The organism is Streptomyces sp. NPDC040405, from assembly GCF_055595765.1.
Map to the genome: position 1 here is coordinate 176,754 of NZ_JBVIVI010000003.1, position 17,796 is coordinate 194,549.

Annotated in this window: 16 protein-coding genes; 12 read left to right on the forward strand and 4 right to left on the reverse strand. The window is 72.0% G+C overall.

Translation table 11 applies throughout. From position 1 onward, the window contains the following. Positions 1–7: 7 nt before the first annotated feature. Positions 8–1,021, reverse strand: coding sequence for an LLM class flavin-dependent oxidoreductase (locus tag ACZ59A_RS14855; RefSeq protein ID WP_470958263.1), 1,014 nt, complete (start codon positions 1,019–1,021; stop codon positions 8–10). A gap of 376 nt (positions 1,022–1,397) precedes the next feature. Here ACZ59A_RS14855 and ACZ59A_RS14860 point away from each other — a divergent pair, with 376 nt between their 5' ends. After that, a complete protein-coding gene (locus tag ACZ59A_RS14860) occupies positions 1,398–2,939 on the forward strand; it encodes a glycoside hydrolase family 3 protein (RefSeq protein ID WP_470958266.1) in 1,542 nt (513 codons plus the stop codon). A gap of 16 nt (positions 2,940–2,955) precedes the next feature. On the opposite strand, the gene ACZ59A_RS14865 is transcribed toward ACZ59A_RS14860, so the two are convergent. Continuing rightward, positions 2,956–3,771, reverse strand: coding sequence for an MBL fold metallo-hydrolase (locus tag ACZ59A_RS14865; RefSeq protein ID WP_470958268.1), 816 nt, complete (start codon positions 3,769–3,771; stop codon positions 2,956–2,958). A gap of 157 nt (positions 3,772–3,928) precedes the next feature. Next, complete coding sequence (locus ACZ59A_RS14870) at positions 3,929–4,903, reverse strand: PDR/VanB family oxidoreductase (RefSeq protein ID WP_470958271.1); 975 nt, start codon at positions 4,901–4,903, stop codon at positions 3,929–3,931. Positions 4,904–5,062: 159 nt separating this feature from the next. Between ACZ59A_RS14870 and ACZ59A_RS14875 the strand changes: the two genes are divergently transcribed. The 6 genes from ACZ59A_RS14875 (at position 5,063) to ACZ59A_RS14900 (ending at position 11,023) form a co-directional block, all read left to right on the forward strand. Then, positions 5,063–6,256, forward strand: a complete 1,194-nt coding sequence (locus ACZ59A_RS14875; protein ID WP_470958274.1) for an acyl-CoA dehydrogenase family protein — start codon at positions 5,063–5,065, stop codon at positions 6,254–6,256. Positions 6,257–6,356: 100 nt separating this feature from the next. Beyond that, a complete protein-coding gene (locus ACZ59A_RS14880) occupies positions 6,357–6,905 on the forward strand; it encodes a DUF4442 domain-containing protein (RefSeq protein ID WP_470958276.1) in 549 nt (182 codons plus the stop codon). Further along, positions 6,905–7,804, forward strand: coding sequence for an alpha/beta hydrolase family protein (locus ACZ59A_RS14885; protein ID WP_470958278.1), 900 nt, complete (start codon positions 6,905–6,907; stop codon positions 7,802–7,804). Before ACZ59A_RS14880 ends, ACZ59A_RS14885 begins: the two co-directional genes overlap by 1 nt. Beyond that, entirely contained in the window at positions 7,801–8,970 is a 1,170-nt protein-coding gene (locus ACZ59A_RS14890) for a metal-dependent hydrolase family protein (RefSeq protein WP_470958280.1), read from the forward strand. Before ACZ59A_RS14885 ends, ACZ59A_RS14890 begins: the two co-directional genes overlap by 4 nt. After that, complete coding sequence (locus ACZ59A_RS14895; protein ID WP_470958284.1) at positions 8,967–10,163, forward strand: MalY/PatB family protein; 1,197 nt, start codon at positions 8,967–8,969, stop codon at positions 10,161–10,163. The genes ACZ59A_RS14890 and ACZ59A_RS14895 overlap by 4 nt, the downstream gene beginning before the upstream one ends. After that, a complete protein-coding gene (locus tag ACZ59A_RS14900) occupies positions 10,154–11,023 on the forward strand; it encodes an SCO6745 family protein (RefSeq protein ID WP_470958286.1) in 870 nt (289 codons plus the stop codon). Before ACZ59A_RS14895 ends, ACZ59A_RS14900 begins: the two co-directional genes overlap by 10 nt. Here the strand turns inward: ACZ59A_RS14900 and ACZ59A_RS14905 are convergent. Beyond that, complete coding sequence (locus ACZ59A_RS14905) at positions 10,925–12,364, reverse strand: MFS transporter (RefSeq protein WP_470958289.1); 1,440 nt, start codon at positions 12,362–12,364, stop codon at positions 10,925–10,927. The two genes, ACZ59A_RS14900 and ACZ59A_RS14905, sit on opposite strands and share 99 nt — an antisense overlap. Before the next feature lie 181 nt (positions 12,365–12,545). Between ACZ59A_RS14905 and ACZ59A_RS14910 the strand changes: the two genes are divergently transcribed. From ACZ59A_RS14910 to ACZ59A_RS14930, 5 genes are read left to right on the forward strand one after another with little or no spacing between them, the layout of a single operon-like run. Continuing rightward, positions 12,546–13,691 (forward strand): ABC transporter ATP-binding protein, encoded by a 1,146-nt coding sequence (locus ACZ59A_RS14910; RefSeq protein WP_470958291.1) that lies wholly within the window; start codon positions 12,546–12,548, stop codon positions 13,689–13,691. Between the two features lie 10 nt (positions 13,692–13,701). Next, on the forward strand, positions 13,702–15,078 hold the full coding sequence (locus tag ACZ59A_RS14915) for an ABC transporter substrate-binding protein (RefSeq protein ID WP_470958294.1): 1,377 nt from the start codon (positions 13,702–13,704) through the stop codon (positions 15,076–15,078). Next, complete coding sequence (locus tag ACZ59A_RS14920) at positions 15,075–15,953, forward strand: metallophosphoesterase (RefSeq protein WP_470958297.1); 879 nt, start codon at positions 15,075–15,077, stop codon at positions 15,951–15,953. The genes ACZ59A_RS14915 and ACZ59A_RS14920 overlap by 4 nt, the downstream gene beginning before the upstream one ends. A gap of 3 nt (positions 15,954–15,956) precedes the next feature. After that, positions 15,957–16,901 (forward strand): carbohydrate ABC transporter permease, encoded by a 945-nt coding sequence (locus tag ACZ59A_RS14925; protein WP_470958300.1) that lies wholly within the window; start codon positions 15,957–15,959, stop codon positions 16,899–16,901. 28 nt (positions 16,902–16,929) lie between these two features. Then, positions 16,930–17,760, forward strand: coding sequence for a carbohydrate ABC transporter permease (locus ACZ59A_RS14930; RefSeq protein WP_470958303.1), 831 nt, complete (start codon positions 16,930–16,932; stop codon positions 17,758–17,760). Positions 17,761–17,796: the final 36 nt, after the last annotated feature.

Below are 17,796 nucleotides of genomic sequence, written 5' to 3' on the forward strand. Positions count from 1 at the left end.
TGTCCACTCACGCCCGGAAGCGCGGCAGCACCTCGTCCCGGAACAGCCGCATCGTGGCCAGTACCTGCTCCTGCTCCAGGTCGTACCACTGCATCCGCAGGATCACATAGTCCACCCCGAGCGCCGCGAGCTCGCCGAGCTTGGCGGCCGCCACGTCCGGGGTGCAGAAGAGATACGACTCGTCCGCCACCTGTGCGGCCGCCGCGTCGCTCGTCAAGTGCCGGTACGAGGCCGTGGTGTCCGGTGCGTCGAAGGCCCCGTACGCACGGGTGAGCGCTCCCCGTGCCCGCAGCCCGATCTCCCGCGCGCGGTCGCCGTCGTGGTCGAGGACCAGTTCCCTGCGGACGACGTACGAGAACGGCCGCTCCTCGCGGCCGAGCCGCGCCGCCTCCTCGCGCTGCCAGCCGATCACGGTCTTCAGCCGGTCCGGCGAGACATGCGGCGGGATGATCCACCCGTCGCCGAGCCGTGCCGCCCGCCGGGCCCCCGTCCGGTGCGCCCCGGCGCCGATCCACACCTCCGGGCCGCCCGGGCGCACCGGAGGCAGGCTGATCCGCTCGCCGTGCATGGTGAAGTGGGTGCCCGTGTGCCGGACCGTCTCGCCGGACCACAGGGCGCGGATGACCTCGATGGCCTCCTCGTAGCGGGGCTTGCGTTCGTCCATCGGGATCCCGAACGACCGGAACTCGTTCTCCCGGTAGCCCATGCCGAAGCCCGCGATGACATGGCCTCCGGACAGATGGTCGAGTGTGGCGTACAGCTCGGCGACCTCCACCGGGTGGTGCAGCGGCAGGATCAGCATGTTCGTGCCGATGTCCATGCCATCCGCCTCGGCCGTCAGCGCCGCCAGCGTCGGGACCGGCTGGAGGGTGGGCATGTTGCCGAGGTAGTGCTGAAGCATCCACACCGAGGAGAACCCGGCCTCCCGGGCTGCCGCGACCTGCTCCCGCAGGGCGCCGATCCGCCGCGCGGGGACCACGCCCGGAGGGAAGTCGTTCATGATCGCGAGACCGAACCTCATCTGGGACTCCGCTCACCGGCCACGAGGGTGCTGGGCACACGGGACACAGAAACTATGCTCACGTTTTCGCGGCGACGCAATACGCGAGCCGTGCTCACAGCTCCGTGAGCTGTTCGCGCATCCGTACGGTCTCCGCCGGGTCCAGTCAGCGTTCGGCGCGCGCGGTGACCTGGCCCCAGGTGAGCCCCGACGATTCGCCGAAGGCCGGGAACGGGAGGGCCACCCGGAGCGGGTGCGAGCGGGCTGGCCGTCGCCGCCGGGGGAATGAAGCCTTGACACCCTGAATGGTCTAGGCCAACATCCTGGTGATCTGTGTCGCGCCGTCGGGCTGCCGAGTCCGCCGCGGCGTGCTTCATCACGCCTCGGAGGCCCTGCCATGGGAGCGAGCAGCAAGCCGGAACTGGCGCGGCTGGCACATGCCGTGCTGCAGCCGGGCTTCGTGGGGACCACCGCTCCGGACTGGGTGCGGCGCAGGATCGGCCTGGGCCTTCAGTCGGTCGTGCTGTTCGGGCGGAACATCGTGGACGGCGAGCAGGTCGCCGCCCTCACCGCGCAACTCCGCGCGGAGAACCCGGACCTGGTCATCGCCATCGACGAGGAGGCCGGAGACGTCACCCGCATCGAGGCGCTGTCCGGCGCCACCCGGCCGGGAAACCTGGCGCTGGGAGCGGTGGACGACGTCCACTTGACGGAGCGGGTGGCCCGTGACGTCGGCCGCGAACTGCACGCGGCCGGGGTCACGATGAACTACGCGCCGAGCGCCGACGTCAACTCCAACGCGCTCAACCCGGTCATCGGCGTGCGCTCCTTCGGCGCGCGTACCGACATCGTCTCCCGGCACACCGCCGCATGGATCCGCGGTCTGCAGTCCGCGGGGGTGGCCGCATGTGCGAAGCACTTCCCCGGCCACGGCGACACGGCCGTCGACTCCCACCACGGCCTGCCCACGGTGGCCGCGGGTGCGGAGGAGATCGCCCGGACCGCGCTGCCCCCGTTCATCGCCGCGATGGAGGCGGGCGTCCGCGCGGTGATGACGGCACATCTGCTGGTCCCGGCGTACGATCCCGTACTCCCCGCCACGCTCAGCCGCCGCGTCCTGACGCATCTGCTGCGGACGGAACTCGGCTTCACCGGCCTGGTGGTCACCGACGCCATCGAGATGGGCGCGGTCGCCGACCGCTACGGCATCGGCGGAGCCACCGTCAAGGCGCTGGCCGGTGGCGCGGACGCGGTGTGCGTGGGCGGCGAGAACGCCGGGCAGGCCGTCGCCGAAGGGCTGGTCGACGCCGTCGTCCGCGCCGTCCGGAAGGGCGACCTGGCGGAGGAGCGGCTGGCCGAAGCGGCGGAGCGGATGCGGCGGTTCGCCGCCTGGTCCGGTGAGCGGGCGCGCTCCGTCCCGCCCGATGCCACGCGGTCCGACATCGGCCTCGCCGCCGCGCGGCGGGCGATCCGGGTACGCCGCCGCCCGGGCGCCCCCGAGGTGCTGCCGGTGTCCGGCGACGTCCATGTGGTGGAGTTCTCCCCGGTGATGAGCCTCGCCGTGGACGGTCAGACGCCGTGGGGGCTCGCCGCGCCGCTGTGCCGGCTGCGGCCCACGACCACATCGGTGCGGCTGACGGAGGCCGACGTCGATCACACGGGCCGGGCGCTGGCACGCGAGGTGCTGGCCCCCGCCGCCGGTCGTGTCCTCGTCGTCGTGGTGCGCGACGCGGCCCGGCACCGCTGGGTGTCCGAGGCCGTGGCGGACCTGCTGCGCAGCCGCCCGGACGCCGTCGTCGTGGAGATGGGCTTCCCCCTGGGCGGTGCGGACGGCGCCGCCGACCTGGTCACCCACGGCGCCACCCGGGTCTCCGGGCTCGCCGCCGCCGAGGTGGTGACCGGCGCGGTCACCACCTCGCCCATGGCCGGTTCCGTCTGAGACGTCGCGCCCGCGCTCATCCGGCCGGGCGCACCGCGATCCTCAGGCCGGGGGCAGCCTGCCGGACGGGGCCGGCGAACTCGCCGGCGGCGGTCTTGGCGAGGTGCGCGAGCCACTCCGGCTCGCTCGACGCGAAGTGGGTGAGCACCAGCTCGCCGACGCCCGCGGCGTGCGCCGTGCGGCCCGCGTCCGTACCGGACAGATGGCCGTGGTCGCTGTGGTCGGGCTCGGCGAGGGACGCCTCGGCGAGCAGGAGGTCCACTCCGGCGGCCAGTTCGGTCAGCGCCGGGGTGACGCCGGTGTCCCCGGTGTATGCCAGGGAGCCGGACGGGGCCTCCACCCGCATCCCGCAGTTCGGCAGGACATGCCGCAACTCCCGGGGTGTGACGGTGCAGTCGCCGACCTGGAAGCTCTCCCCGGGGGTGTACTCGCGCACGTCGAACGCCACCTCGAAGGCCCGGTCCAGCAGCGGCAGGGTGGTCACCGGGAACAGCGAGCCCCACGTGGCGAACAATTCCCGTGCGCCCGAGGGGACATACAGCGGTACGGGGCGGAATTCGCCCGCGAGGCGCGGCGGGCCGCCCTGCACATCGACCAGGCCGTTCAGCAGCGATTTCCCGATGGGCAGCAGGTCGTAGCAGTGGTCGGAATGGAAATGAGTGATCACCACGGCGTCCAGGGAAGTCGGCGGTGCGACCGCGCTCAAGGCGACGGCCGTACCCGGTCCGCAGTCGAGGAGAAGCCGGGCGCCGGCGGTTTCCACCAGATACCCGGAACTCGGCTGTCCGTCCGCGGGCATTCCGGCCCGGCATCCAAGAACGGTGAGCTGCATGTGTCGTCCGATCTACTCGATTCCCCGATTTCCACCGCGCGGGATCGACTGGTCGTGATCGTAAGTCCACGTCGGCTCGGTCGAGTGTGCACGACGACGCCTCGTCACCCGTCCATGATTGGACTGGACAACCGGTCCATGGCCGTTCGCTATCGCGTCAGAGGTCCAGCACCAATCGCGGGGACGCGGCCCGGGACACGCAGAGCATCATCGTGTCGCCGCTGACCCGCTCGTCCTCGGTCAGCACCGAGTCGCGGTGCTCCACCTCGCCGTCGAGCACGGTGGTCTCACAGCTGGCGCAGGTGCCCTCGCGGCATGACGACGGGACGTCGACGCCGGCCGCGCCGAGCGCGTCCATGATGGACTGCTCGGGCCGGACCCGGACGGTCCTGCCCGTGCTGGCGACCCGGACCTCGAATTCCCGGTCGGGAGCGGCGGCGGGGTCCTGGGGGCGGGGCTGGAAGCGCTCGATGTGCAAGGTGCCCGTACGCCGCTCGCCCCACAGCCGTTCGACGGCGGCGAGCAGTGGCTCCGGGCCGCAGCAGTAGACGGCGGTGTCCGGCCGCGCGGTGTCCAGGATCCCGGCCAGCGGCAGCAGCCCGTGTGCGTCCTCGGGAAGCGCCCGCACCCGCTCGCCGTGGCCGTCGAGTTCGGCGAGGAACGCCATCCGGTCGCGCCGCCGCCCTCCGTAGGACAGCTCCCAGTCCGCGCCGCGGGCTGCCGCCGCGCGCAGCATCGGCAGCAGCGGTGTGATGCCGATGCCGCCCGCGATGAACAGATAGTGAGGGGCCGCGACGAGCGGGAAGTTGTTGCGCGGGGCGCCCACCAGCAGCCGCGCGCCGGTCTCGATACGGTCGTGCAGAAAGCGCGAGACGCCGCGCCCGTTCTCCTCGCGCAATACCGCGATCCGGTAACGGCGGCGGTCATCGGGATTTCCGCACAGTGAATACTGGCGTACCCTTTCGGGGTCGGCGGTACCGGCGTCCGGAGCGAGGACATCGATATGCGCGCCCGGCGCCCATTCCGGCAGAAGTCCGCCGTCCGGATCGACCAGTTCGAATGAGCGCACTTCCGCCGCCTCGTCGCGGACGGCCGCGACCTCCAGGGCCGTCCAGTCAGCAGTAGTCGCCACGGTATTCGTCCTCCTGATATCGGTGCGGTATCGGCGGGCACCGGCAGTCTCTCCGCAGGAGAGCGGAAAAGAAGATCGCGGCACCGGTCTCCATTCGGCCGATTGGTTCTGGCAATGGCACGGGCCCCGCATACGACGGTCTGGCGGAATGGTCGCGACATGTCGATGCTCGCCCCAGCCGAGGAGGAGTCCGCGGTGCCCAGTCCCCAGGAACTCGCCGACCGTACCCGCGCCTTCGTGTCCGACCGCGTCCTGCCCGTCGAGCGGGAGGTGGTGGTGGACGGCCGCCCGATGGACGACGCCCTGCGCCTGGAACTCCAGAAGGCGGCCAAGGAGGCGGGCGTCTTCGGGCCGCTGTCCGCTGTCGAACACGGCGGGCTGGGCCTGGACATGCGCGGCGCGGCGCTGGTGCTGGAGGCCGCGGGAACCAGCCTGATCGGCCCGCTCGCCGTCAACTGCTCGGCGCCCGACGACGGCAACATCCACCTGCTGGCGCACTCGTGCGACGAGGAGCAGACCCGCCGCTACCTCGCCCCGCTGGCCGCGGGCGAGGTGCGCTCGGCCATCGCCCTGACGGAGCCCGCCCCCGGGGCCGGTTCCGATCCGCGCATGCTGATGACCGTCGCCGAGGAGACCGACGACGGCTGGGTGATCAACGGCAGGAAGCACTTCACGACCGGGGCCGAGGGCGCCGCGTTCACCATCTGCGTGGCGAACACCGACGACGGGGTCACCCTGTTCCTGGTCGACCAGGACAACCCGGGCATGAAGGTGGGCCGCCGGATGCCGACCCTGGACCACAGCAACCCCGGCGGCCACAGCGAGGTGGCGTTCGAGGACTGCGTAGTCCCCGACAGCGCGGTGCTCGGCGAGGTCGGCCGGGGTCTGGACCACGCCCAGGCACGGCTGGCGCCCTCCCGGCTGACCCTGTGCATGAACTGGCTGGGCCTCGCCACCCGCGCCCATGAACTGTCCGCGCGCCACATCGGGGGCCGGTCCGCCTTCGGGGTGCCGATCTCCGAGCACGGGATGGCGCAGGGACTGGTCGCGGACAACGAGATCGACATCACCGCGTCCCGGGCCCTGATCCACTCCACCGCGACGGTCCTCGACGAGCAGGGCCCGCTCAGCTCGGCCGCCCGCCACGCCGCGTCCGTCGCCAAGACCTTCGTGGCCGAGGCGGTCTGGCGGGTCTTCGACCGGGCGGTGCAGCTGCACGGCGGGCTCGGCGTGTGCGAGGACCATCTGGTGGCCCGCTTCCTGGTGGAGGCCCGGGCGGTGCGGATCTACGAAGGCGCCTCCGAGGTGCTGCGCTGGTCCATCGGCCGCCGGGTGCTGCGCACCTTCCAGTGACACGCGCACCAGCGATATGCGCACCAGCGATATGCGCACCAGCGACATGCGTGACCCGAACACTCAGGGACCGACCATTCAGGGATCGATCATTCAGGGGATGACGAGCGTGACCACCGACGTGAAGACCCAGCCCGGCGGCGCCTACTCGGCGGCGTTCGGCCACATCGACCCGGCCGACCCGGACTACGACGAGATCCGCCGCATCTGCACCACCCTGGTGCCGTTCGGCAACCACGCCGACGTGCGGGTCACCGAGATCGGCCCGGAGCGTGCCGTCGTGGTGGTTCCCGACGCGCCGCATCTGGCGAACCACATGGCCACCGTGCACGCGGGCGCCCTGTTCCTCGCCGCGGACATCGCGGGCGCGGCCGCCTTCCTCGGCGCCGCCGCCACCCGGCTGCACACCATCCGCCGCTTCGTGCTGCGGGACAGCAGGACCGCGTTCCGCAAGCCCGCCATCGGCCGGATCCGTGCGATCGGGCTGATCGACGAGCGCGCGATCCGCGAGGTGCTGGCGGCCGAGGGCGAGCGGCGGATGGAGGTGGACGGCAAGGCGCTGATGTACGACGACGCCGACGTCCTCGTCGCCAAGGCCACCTTCGACTACGTGGTGGACGTGGCTACCGGCGCGGACCAGGAGTCCTGATGGCCACGTCGAGTATGAGCGATGAGCGCCCCTCGGAGTTCGGCGCGCTCGAAGAGCTGCGGCTGACCACACCGGACGGCGCGGGCTTCGTCATCCGGCTGCTGCCGCACAGGGACCCGGCCGCCCCGGTGGTGCTGATGCTGCCCGCGATGGCGATGAAGGCCAAGTTCTACCTCCCGATGGCCAAGGCCCTCGCCGCCTCGGGCTGCTCGGTCGCCACGGTCGATCTGCGCGCCCAGGGGGAGTCCACCCCCAGGCTGCGTGAGGCGCCGGACTTTGGCTACCGGGAGCTGATCGAGGTCGACATGCCCGCGATCGTCGATGCCGTGGCGACGCGCTTTCCGCAGGCGCCGCTGCATCTGTTCGGGCACAGCCTCGGCGGCCAGGTGGCGCTGCTGTTCTCCGCCACCGCGCCGCACCGGATCTCCAGCGTCACCCTCATCGCCACCGGCAGCGTGTACTGGAAGGCGTTCGAGCCCAGGCGCTGGTTCGAGGCGCTGTGGAAGATCCAGTGGATCGGCCTGGTCGCCCGGGTCACCGGGCGGTGGCCCGGCGGGGTGCTCATCCCCGGGGCCATGCAGGGCCGGGTGATGGCCGACTGGTCGCGCCACTCGCTGAACAGCCACTACCGGCCCCGGGGCGGGTCGTACGACTACGACCGGAAGCTGGCCGCGCTGAAGCTGCCGGTGCTGGCCATCTCGCTGGACGAGGACCCGCTGGGCCCGAAGTCCAACGTGGACTTCCTGTGCGGCCGGGCCGCGGCCGCCGACATCACGCGCTGGCACATCGACGCGTCGTCGGCCGTCGTCCACCGCGACCACTTCCAGTGGATCAAGGACAGTACGGTCATCGGGCCCCGGATCGCCGGGTGGCTCCGGGACGGACAGCCCCCGCGATGAAGCTCTACACGGCCGCCCGGGTCCTGACCGGCGACGGCGGGACACTGTACGACGGCGGGGTGGTGGTGGGCAGCGGGGTGATCCGGGCCGTCGGCCGGATCGGCGAGCTGCCCATGGGCCTCGAACACGTAGATTTTCCGCACGGCACCCTGCTGCCGGGGCTGATCGACGCGCATGTGCACCTCGCGATGGACGGCGGCCCTGACCCGGTTCCGGCGCTCCGGCGGGCGAACGGCCCCGAGTTGCTGGACACCATGCGGAGCAACGCGCGCGCGTTGCTCGCCGCGGGTGTCACCACCGCCCGCGACCTGGGCGGCTACGGCTTCCTGGACATCGTCCTGCGCGACGAGATCAACGACGGCGTGGGCCACGGCCCCCGGCTGCTCACCGCCACCCGGCCGCTCACCTCGCCCGGCGGCCACTGCTGGTACCTCGGCGGCGGGTGCGAGGGTGTTGGCGAGATCCGCCGGATGGTGGCGGAGCAGGCCCTGTGGGGCGCGGACCTGCTGAAGATCATGGTGACCGGAGGGCACACCACGCCCCGCTCGAAGCCCTGGCTGCCCCAGTTCACCGACGCCGAACTCGCCGTCGCCGTGTCCGAGGCACACCTCCTGGGCATGCCGGTGGCCGCGCACGCACACGGGGTCGAGGGCATCCGCGCCGCCGTCGTCCACGGCATGGACACCATCGAGCACTGCACCTGGCAGACCGAGAGCGGCTTCGACGGCTTCGACCCCGCCCTCGCCGACGCGATCGCCGAGGCGGGCATCCCGGTGTGCGGCACGTTCAACCCCCTGCTGGCCCACGACGAGGCGTACGCCGCCGGGCGCCGCCGCGTGGTGGGCGAGATGCGCCGACGGGGTGTGCGGTTCATCGCCGGAACCGACGCCGGTATCCGCGACACCCCGCACTCCGCGTACGCCACGGCCCTGGCCACCATGGCCGGTTACGGCTTCACCCCCGCCGAGGTGATACGCGCCGCCACCAGCGACGCGGCGGCCGCGCTCGGCGTGGCCGCGTCGACCGGCAGCCTCACCCCGGGCCGCGACGCCGACCTGATCGCCGTGCACGGCGACCCGCTGAGGGATCTGTCGGTGCTGGCCGAACCGGCGCTGGTGGTCACCCGCGGCAGGGAGTACCGGCCCGAACGGGTGGCCACTGGATGACCGCCACCCACCCCGCGCCCGGCCCGCCGGTGACGACCGGCGGGCTGAAGTGGACCCGCCACCCACCGGACGTGCTCGCGGCGTGGGTCGCGGAGATGGACTACGGGACGGCGCCGCCCGTCCGGGACGCCGTCGAGGCGGCGGTACGGCGCGGTGCGTTCGGCTACCCCGACGACCGCTCCCGCCGGGAGCTGGTGACCGCGTGCGCCGACTGGCTGGGCCGTACCCACCGGTGGCCGGTGGACCCCGGCCAGGTGTTCCCGCTGCCCGATGTGGTGCACGGCGTACGGGTCGCCCTCGATGCGCACTCCGCCCCCGGCAGCCCGGTGATCCTCCCGGTGCCCGCCTACCCGCCGCTGGCCGACGTGGTACGCGGCTGTCGGCGGCCGCTGATCGAGGTGCCCATGAGCGCCACGGACGGGAGCACCGCCGACGGGAGCACCACGGACGGGCGGCCCACGCTCGATCCGGGCGCCGTGGACCGCGCGTTCGCGGCGGGCGCCCGTACCCTGCTGCTCTGCAATCCGCACAACCCGCTGGGCACCGTCGCCACCGCGCGGGAGCTGCGCGACATCGCCGCCGTGGTCGACCGGCACGGCGGCCGGGTCGTCGCCGACGAGATCCACTCCCCGCTGGTGTTCCCCGGCCACCGCCATGTGCCGTACGCCTCGCTGTCGGACACCGCGGCACACCACACCGTCACCCTGGTGTCCGCCTCCAAGGGGTGGAACATCCCCGGGCTCAAATGCGCCCAGGCGATCGTCACCTCGGAGCGCGACCGCGCCGTCTGGGCCGCGCTGCCCGCCGCCACCAACGGGGGCGCGAGCCCGCTCGGCATCGTCGCCGGGGCCGCCGCCTACCGCCACGGCGATCAGTGGCTGGCCGGAGTGCTGCGCACCCTGGACACCAACCGGCGGCTGCTCGCGGAACTGCTGGGCGAGCTGCTGCCCGCCGTCCGGTACCGCCTCCCCGAGGGCACATATCTGGCCTGGCTGGACTTCCGTGACCTCCAGCTGCCCACGGAACCGGCCGAGTTCTGGCTGCGCGAGGCCAGGGTGGCGCTCAGCGCGGGCCGCCCCTTCGGCGCGCCCGGCGCGGGTCACGCCCGCCTCAACCTCGCCACCTCAACCCACCTCCTCGACCGGCTCGTACGGGCGATGGCCGACACGTGGGGAGAGCGCGCGTGGAACTGAGTCTCGTACGGTACGCCTGGCACACCGCCGAGCCGGTGCACGCCGTCCTGTACTACGCGCCGGAGACCCAGGCGGCCACCGGGTCGCTGGGGCTGCCCGGCCGGTGGATGTGGTACTTCGGCTGCCGGGCCGCGCCGCTGGGCGCCGTCGGAGCCGCCGCCGCGACCTCGGTGTTCTACCATCTGGCGCCCGCGATGGTGTCCCGCTCGGTGCCCGCGCTGTGGGACCACGCCACCCCGCGGGACTTCCTCCGGGCCCGGCTCGCCGCCATGGACACGGCGCTGCGCCGCCTGGCCCGGCCGGTGCTGGACGCTCCGGGCCTGGTCCGGGCGGCCGAACTCGCCACGGCCGCCGCCTCCGTCGTGGACGGCGCGGGCGGACGCCCGCTGGGCGCGGCCAACGCCGCGCTGCCGGTGCCCGACACGCCGCATCTGGCGCTGTGGCAGGCGCTGACCACCCTGCGCGAGTACCGGGGCGACGGCCATGTCGCGGTGCTGGCTGGGCAGGAGATCGAACCGTGCGCGGCGCATGTGCTCGCCACCGCGTCCGGCCGCTCACCGCGGTCCGACGCGGAGAAGTACCACAAGTGGACGGAAGACCAGTGGTCCGGCGCGCTCGGCGAACTCGTCCGCCGCGGCTGGCTGTACGAGGACGGCACGCTCACGGCGGCCGGTGCCCTCGTCCGCGAGCGGATCGAGACGGACACCGACCGCCTGGCGGCGCGCCCCTACCGGGCGCTGGGGCAGGCGCGCACCGAGGAACTAGTCGCGTGTGTGCGCCCGTTCGCCGACCTGATCATGACCGCGGGCGCCGTCCCGGTCCCCAACCCGGTCGGCTTCGACTGGCCGCCGCGCCGCTGACCCGGCGGGCAGCACCAGCGCCGTGAGCACGGCGGCCAAGGCCGCGGCCACCGCGGTGGCCAGGAACGTCAGATGCATCGCGTGGACCGTGCCACCGCGCTCCGGGGAGAGGATCCCCGCCAGCGCGACCCCGAGGACGGCGCCGAACTGCCGGAAGGTGTTCACCGTGCCCGACGCGGTCCCGGCCAGCCGCGGGGGTACGTCGCCCATCATGGCCTGGATCGCCACCACCCCGCTCGACAGCGGCACGCCCGCCCCGAGCAGCACCAGCGCCCACGCGTAACCGGGGTAGCCGACGCCGGTCTCCGCCAGGGTCAGCCCCGCCAGCCCGGCCGCCACGCACACCAGGCCGGTCACCATCGTGCGGCGGGTGCCCCAGCGCGCCACCACCGACGAGGCGACGACCGCCGCCACCGCCAGACAGCCGAACAGCGTCACGAAGCGAAGCCCGGTCTGGAGGGCGGACAGCCCGAGGGCGCCCTGCAGATGGGTGGTGAGCAGGAACAGCGCCGCGTACAGCCCCAGCAGGCCCAGGAAGTTGACGGTGCAGGCAATCGCCACCGTCGGGATGCGCAGCAGCGCGGGCGGCAGCATCGGCTCCCGCGTCCGCGCCTCCCACCAGCCGAACACCCCCAGCGCGGCGATGGCCACCGCGCCCAGTCCGAGCACCGTCGCGGACAGCCAGCCGAGGGCGCGTCCCTCGATGGCCACGAAGGTGAGCGCGGCGCCACCGCAGATGAACAGCAGCTGGCCGAGGACGTCCACCCGCCGCGCGGCACCGGACGGCGGGGCGGGCGGCATGGTGGCGAGCAGCCCGGTCAGGGCGACCACACCGATCGGAATGTTGATCCAGAACATGCTGCGCCAGCCCGCGGTCTCCACCAGCAGCCCACCCAGCAGCGGTCCGAGCGCCAGCGCCACACCGCTGGTGCCGCCCCAGATCCCGATGGCCCGGGCGCGCTGCCGCGGGTCGTCGAACAGGCCCGAGGTGACCGCGAGCGACAGCGGCACGATCGCCGCGGCGAAGACGCCCTGCGCGGCGCGCGCGGCGATCAGCGTGCCGGTGTCCGGGGCCAGCGCGCAGCCCGCCGAGGCCGCCGTGAACCCCGCGATGCCCAGGGCCAGGACGTTCCGGCGGCCCAGCCGGTCACCCAGCGAGCCCGCCGTCAGCAGCAGACACGCGAACGCGAGGGTGTAGGCGTCGAGCAGCCACTGCCCGGCGGTCGTCCCACCCCCCACGTCGGCGCGGATATCGGGCAGGGCCACCGGGGTGATGCTGGTGTCGAGATAGACCAGAAAAGTGGCGGCACAAAGGAATGCGAGGAGGGGCCGAGAGCGCATGGGTTCCATGCTGGCCCGCGCCCCCTGTCCTCTTTCTTGTCAATTCCCTTCTCCACTCGGCTGATTGAAGAAAGCAATCACCGCCCGGCACATTCATATCGTCAGGGCTGGTTTACCTCGAATACATCTGTGGCTGTTGTGGTTCTCCCGCACCATAACCCGGCGGGAAAGGAATTGACTCGTGAGCCGATTGGGCATCGAGGGCGTGACCAAAAGCTTCGGCCGGACCGTCGCCGTCGACGGGGTCAGCCTGGATGTCGGGCACGGCGAGTTCCTGGTCCTGCTCGGGCCGAGCGGCTGCGGGAAGTCGACCCTGCTGCGGATGATCGCGGGGCTCACCCCGCTGTCCGCGGGCCGCGTCCTGCTCGACGACACCGACATCACGCACACTCCGCCGCGTGACCGCGACCTCGCCATGGTCTTCCAGAGCTACGCCCTCTACCCGCATCTGAGCGTGGCGCGGAACATCGGCTTCCCGCTGCGCGCCCGCCGCCGTGCGCGCCCCGAGATCCGCAGCCGGGTGGAGGAGGTGGCGGAGGTGCTCGACCTCGGCCAGCTGCTGGACCGCCGGCCGCGCGAGCTGTCCGGCGGCCAGCGCCAGCGCGTGGCGCTCGGCCGGGCGCTGGTGCGCGACCCCGGCGCGTTCCTGATGGACGAGCCCCTGTCCAACCTCGACGCCAAGCTGCGGTCCTCCACCCGCGCCGAGCTGACCGGCCTGCACCGCAGGCTCGGTTCCACCTTTGTGTACGTCACCCACGACCAGGTCGAGGCCATGACCATGGCGACCAGGATCGCCCTGCTGAACGCGGGCCGCCTGGAGCAGGTGGGCACCCCGGCCGAGGTCTACGACGAGCCCGCCTCGGTGTTCGTCGCGGGCTTCCTCGGCGCGCCGCCGATGAACCTCATGGACGCGCGCGTCATCAGCCGGGACGGCGAACTGCGGGCGGTGGCCGAGGACATCGACGTCCCCCTGGGCATCGCCGCTGACCTGCCCCCGTGCGACGTGGTGCTGGGGGTGCGGCCCGAGCACCTCGTCCCGGCCGCCGAGCCGATGCTGCGCGCCCGGGTACGGCTGGTCGAGAACCTGGGCAGCGACGAGGTCGCCCACTGCGCCGTCGGCTCCGCCGAGGTGAGCTTGCGCGGACCGCGCCCGCTGGGCGTGTCCACCGGCGACACGCCGGGACTCGCCGTGGCGCCCCACCATGTCCACCTCTTCGACCGGGCGAGTGGCCGCAGGCTGACCTGGACCCCCGACCCGGCATCCGACTCCTCTCCCGCGCCGGCCGCGCCGAATTCCCCGTACAAGCATGCCTCAACGCTTCACTAGGAGCATTTCCGTGAAAACCCCTCGTTTCCGTTTCGGTGCCGCCCTGGGCGCTGTCGCGATCCTGTTCGGCACCTCCGCGTGCGGCGGGCTCGGTGCCGCCGAGGACAAGAAATCCGGTTCCTCTCCGGTGCCCCAGCTGTCCTCCGGCCAGAAGGTGTCGATCAGCTTCGAGAGCTACAACTTCGGCCAGGCGGGCCCGTGGACGGACACGTTCACCGCACTTATCAAGAAATTCGAACAGGCTCACCCGAATATCAAGGTGACCGCACAGAAGCCGCAGGGGAACAGCCCCAACCCGGCCGCCGACGCCGTCTCCAGCGTCCAGAACGAGACCGCCTCCGGAAACCCGCCGGACGTCGCCCAGCTCGGCTTCGGCGACCTCGACTACGCCGTCAACGGCCTCGGCGCCCAGCCGCTGGACGACCTGGTGGGCAAGGCCGAGGTGCGGAAGAACTTCGGCGGCGCCCACCCGTACGCCACCCGGGCCCAGACCCTCGGCGACTGGTCCGGCAAGACCTACGGCGTCCCGTTCGTGTTCTCCACCCCGGTGCTCTACTACAACGCCTCGCTGTTCAAGAAGGCCGGTCTCGACCCGGCCAAGCCGCCCAAGACGTGGGACGAGGTGGCCAAGGACGCCCTCGCCATCAAGAAGAAGACCGGCAAGGACGGCCACTACAGCGACTGCCTGACCAAGATCGCCACCGACTGGTGCTTCCAGTCCATGGTCCGCTCCAACGGCGGCCGGGTCATCTCGCAGGACCGCGCCAAGCTCACCTTCGACCAGCCCCCGGCCATCGAGGCGGTCAAGAACGCACAGGCCATGGTGAAGTCCGGGGCCACGCCCAAGCTGAACCAGGAGCAGGCGTACACCGAGTTCGCCCGCGGTGACATGGGAATGATCCTGGAGACCAGCGCGGTCCAGGGGCTCTTCATGAAGGGCTCCAAGGACAAGTGGGACCTGCGGGCCACCACCTCGCCCGGCTTCGGTAAGAAGCCCGTCGTCCCCACCAACTCCGGCTCCGCGCTGTTCGTCTACGCCAAGGACAAGGCCAAGCAGCGCGCCGCCTGGGAGCTGATCAAGTTCCTCACCAGCGACCAGGCGTACACCATGATCTCCAGCAAGATCGGCTACCTGCCGCTGCGCACCGGTCTGGTCGACGACCCGAAGGGCCTCAAGACCTGGGCGAAGGAGAACCCGCTGATCCAGCCCAACCTGGACCAGCTCGCCCGCATGGAGCCGTGGCAGTCCTTCCCCGGCAAGAACTACATCCAGGCGCGCAACGAGATGCTGGAGGCGGTGGAGAAGGCCGTCTACCAGGGCGCCGACCCGAAGTCCACGCTGGAGGCCGCCCAGAAGCAGGCCACCAAGCTGCTGCCGAAGAAATGACCGTCCCCGAACTGACCCTGGTGCAGTTCAGCGACACCCACATCCTTCCCGCGGGTGAGCTGATGCACGGCCAGGTCGACACCCTCGCGAACCTGGAGGCCGCCATCGAGCTGGTGGCGGCCTCCGGGGCCCGGGTGGCCGCGCTGCTGCTGACCGGTGACCTGACGGACAGCGGCGCCCCCGAGGCGTACCGGCGGCTGCGCGGCGTGATCGCCCCGTTCGCGACACGGCTCGGCGCCGAGGTGGTGTACGTGCCGGGCAACCACGACGAACGCACCGCGTTCCGGGCCGAGTTGCTCGACGGCGGACAGGCCGCGGACCGGGTGCACTGGGTGGGGGGCCTGCGGATCGTGGTGCTGGACAGCAGCGTGCCCGGCCGCCACGACGGCCATCTGTACGACTCCCAGCTGGGCTGGCTGGCCGAGGAGCTGGCCCGGCCGGCGCCGCAGGGCACGGTGCTGGTCCTGCACCACCCGCCGCTGCCCTCCCCGGTGCCCACCGTCCATCTGCTGCGGCTGCGCGGCGCCGAGCGGCTGGGCGCCGTCGTCGCCGGAAGCGATGTCCGTCTGATCGTCACCGGGCACGCCCACCACACCAGCTCCGGCATGCTCGGCACCGTCCCGGTGTGGGTGTCGCCCGCGCTGGCGTACCGGGTGGACGCCATGTCCCCGAGCGGCAGGCTGCGCGGCGCCGAGGGCGCCGGATTCAGCCGGATCGACCTCATCGACGGCAGCCTGGTGACCACCGCCCTGCCCGTCGAGCGGGGGCCGGAGGTGTACGACAGCGAGCGCGACGCGATGGTGCGCTTCATCCGGGACCTGACGCCCGAGACGGACCCGGCCCCCGAAACAGAACTGACACCCCGGACGGAGTGAGAGATGTTCATGGAGGTTTCCGCGCCGCCCCGGCCGATGGACACGGCCATCAGGGCGGCGCGGCCCTCGCTGCCGCGCGCGATCCGGCGCGCGGCACCGCCGTATCTGTATCTCGCCCCGGCCCTGATCCTGCTGGGCATCTGGGTGTACCGGCCGCTGGCGCAGACCGCCCAGCTGTCGTTCTACTCCTGGAATCTGCTGCCCACCACGCCCATGGAGCCGGTCGGACTCGACAACTACCGGCGGCTGATGGACTCCCCGCAGCTCGGCGACGCGCTGTGGCGCACCCTTGAGGTGATCCTCGGCCTGCTGCCGTTCTCGATCGTCATCCCCGTGGTCGTCGGGCTGCTCACCCGGCGGCTCGGCGGCCGCTCCCGGGCCGTCTACCAGGCCCTGGTGTTCTCGCCCATGCTGGTCGCCCCGGTGGCCGGTGCCGCGGTCTGGGGATGGCTGCTCGACCCGCGTGGCGGCGTGGTCGACCGGGCCACCGGCACCTCCGTGAACTGGTTGCAGGAGAGCGGCTACGCCCAGATCGCGATCATCCTGATCACCGGCTGGCATGTGCTCGGCTTCGCCGTGCTCGTGGTGGCCGCCGCCCTGTCCGGCATCAACGGCGACTACGCGGACGCGGCCGCCCTCGACGGCGCGTCGCGCGGGCAGATCACCCGCTGGATCACCCTGCCGCTGCTCTCCCCGACCCTGGTCTTCCTGACGCTGATGACCGTGCTGCTGTCCGCGCAGTGGACGTTTCCGCTGATCGACTCGCTCACCCAGGGCGGACCGGCCGACTCCACCACCAACGTCTACTACCTGCTGTGGGACTACGGCTTCCGCAGCTACGACGCGGGCATGGGCGCGGCGGCCGGGATGCTGCTCTTCGTCGGCTTCGGGCTGGTCGCCGCCGGGCTGGTGTGGCTGTCCGAGCGCCTGGCCTTCCACGACAACTGACGTAAAACAACCGAGGAGTTCACCCACCGTGTCCGAACAGGCCGTCGGTGACCGCGGCCGCCTGCGCACCGTGCGCGCCCATGGGGTGCTCGCGGTGCTCAGCGCGCTCTGCGTCTTCCCGATCTACTGGCTGTACGCCACGTCCCTGCGCCGCCCCGGCGACGTCTACTCGCTCTCCCCGCTGCCCTGGCCGCTGTCGGTGCAGAGCTACACGGATGCGGCCCGCCAGGTCGACGTGGCGCATCTGCTGTTCAACACCGTGGCGATGGCCGGGCTCATCGCCGTCGGCCAGCTGCTCACCGGGCTGCTCGCCGCGTACGCCTTCGCCGCGTGGAACTTCCCGCTGAAGCGGCTGCTGTACATCGCGTTCGTCGGGACGTGGCTGGTGCCCTTCCAGGTCACCATGCTGCCCAACTATGTGCTGCTGATGCAGCTCGGGCTGCTCAACACCCTCATGGGCGTCGTCGTCCCGACCCTCTGCTCGGCGCTCGGTGTGCTGCTGCTCCGCCAGCATCTGGAGAGCTTCCCCCGGGAGCTGCTGGAGGCTTCCGCGATGGACGGGCGTTCGTCGTGGACGACGCTGTGGACCGTCGTGGTGCCCAATATGCGCTCGGCGCTGTCGGCGCTCGCCGTCGTGCTGTTCGTCAACGCGTGGAACGAGTACTTCTGGCCCGCCATGGTGATGCAGCGCAGCAACGCCGTTCTCCAGCTGGGGCTGCGCAGCTTCATGGGCACCGAGGGCACCGACTGGGGGCCGCTGATGGCCGTCTCGGGCCTCGCCTGCCTGCCGGTGTTCGCGCTGTATCTGGTGCTCCAGCGCAACATCGTCAACGCGTTCGTCCGCTCCGGGATCAAGTAGCACGACGACGCGAAACGGGCCGGGACTTCGAAGTCC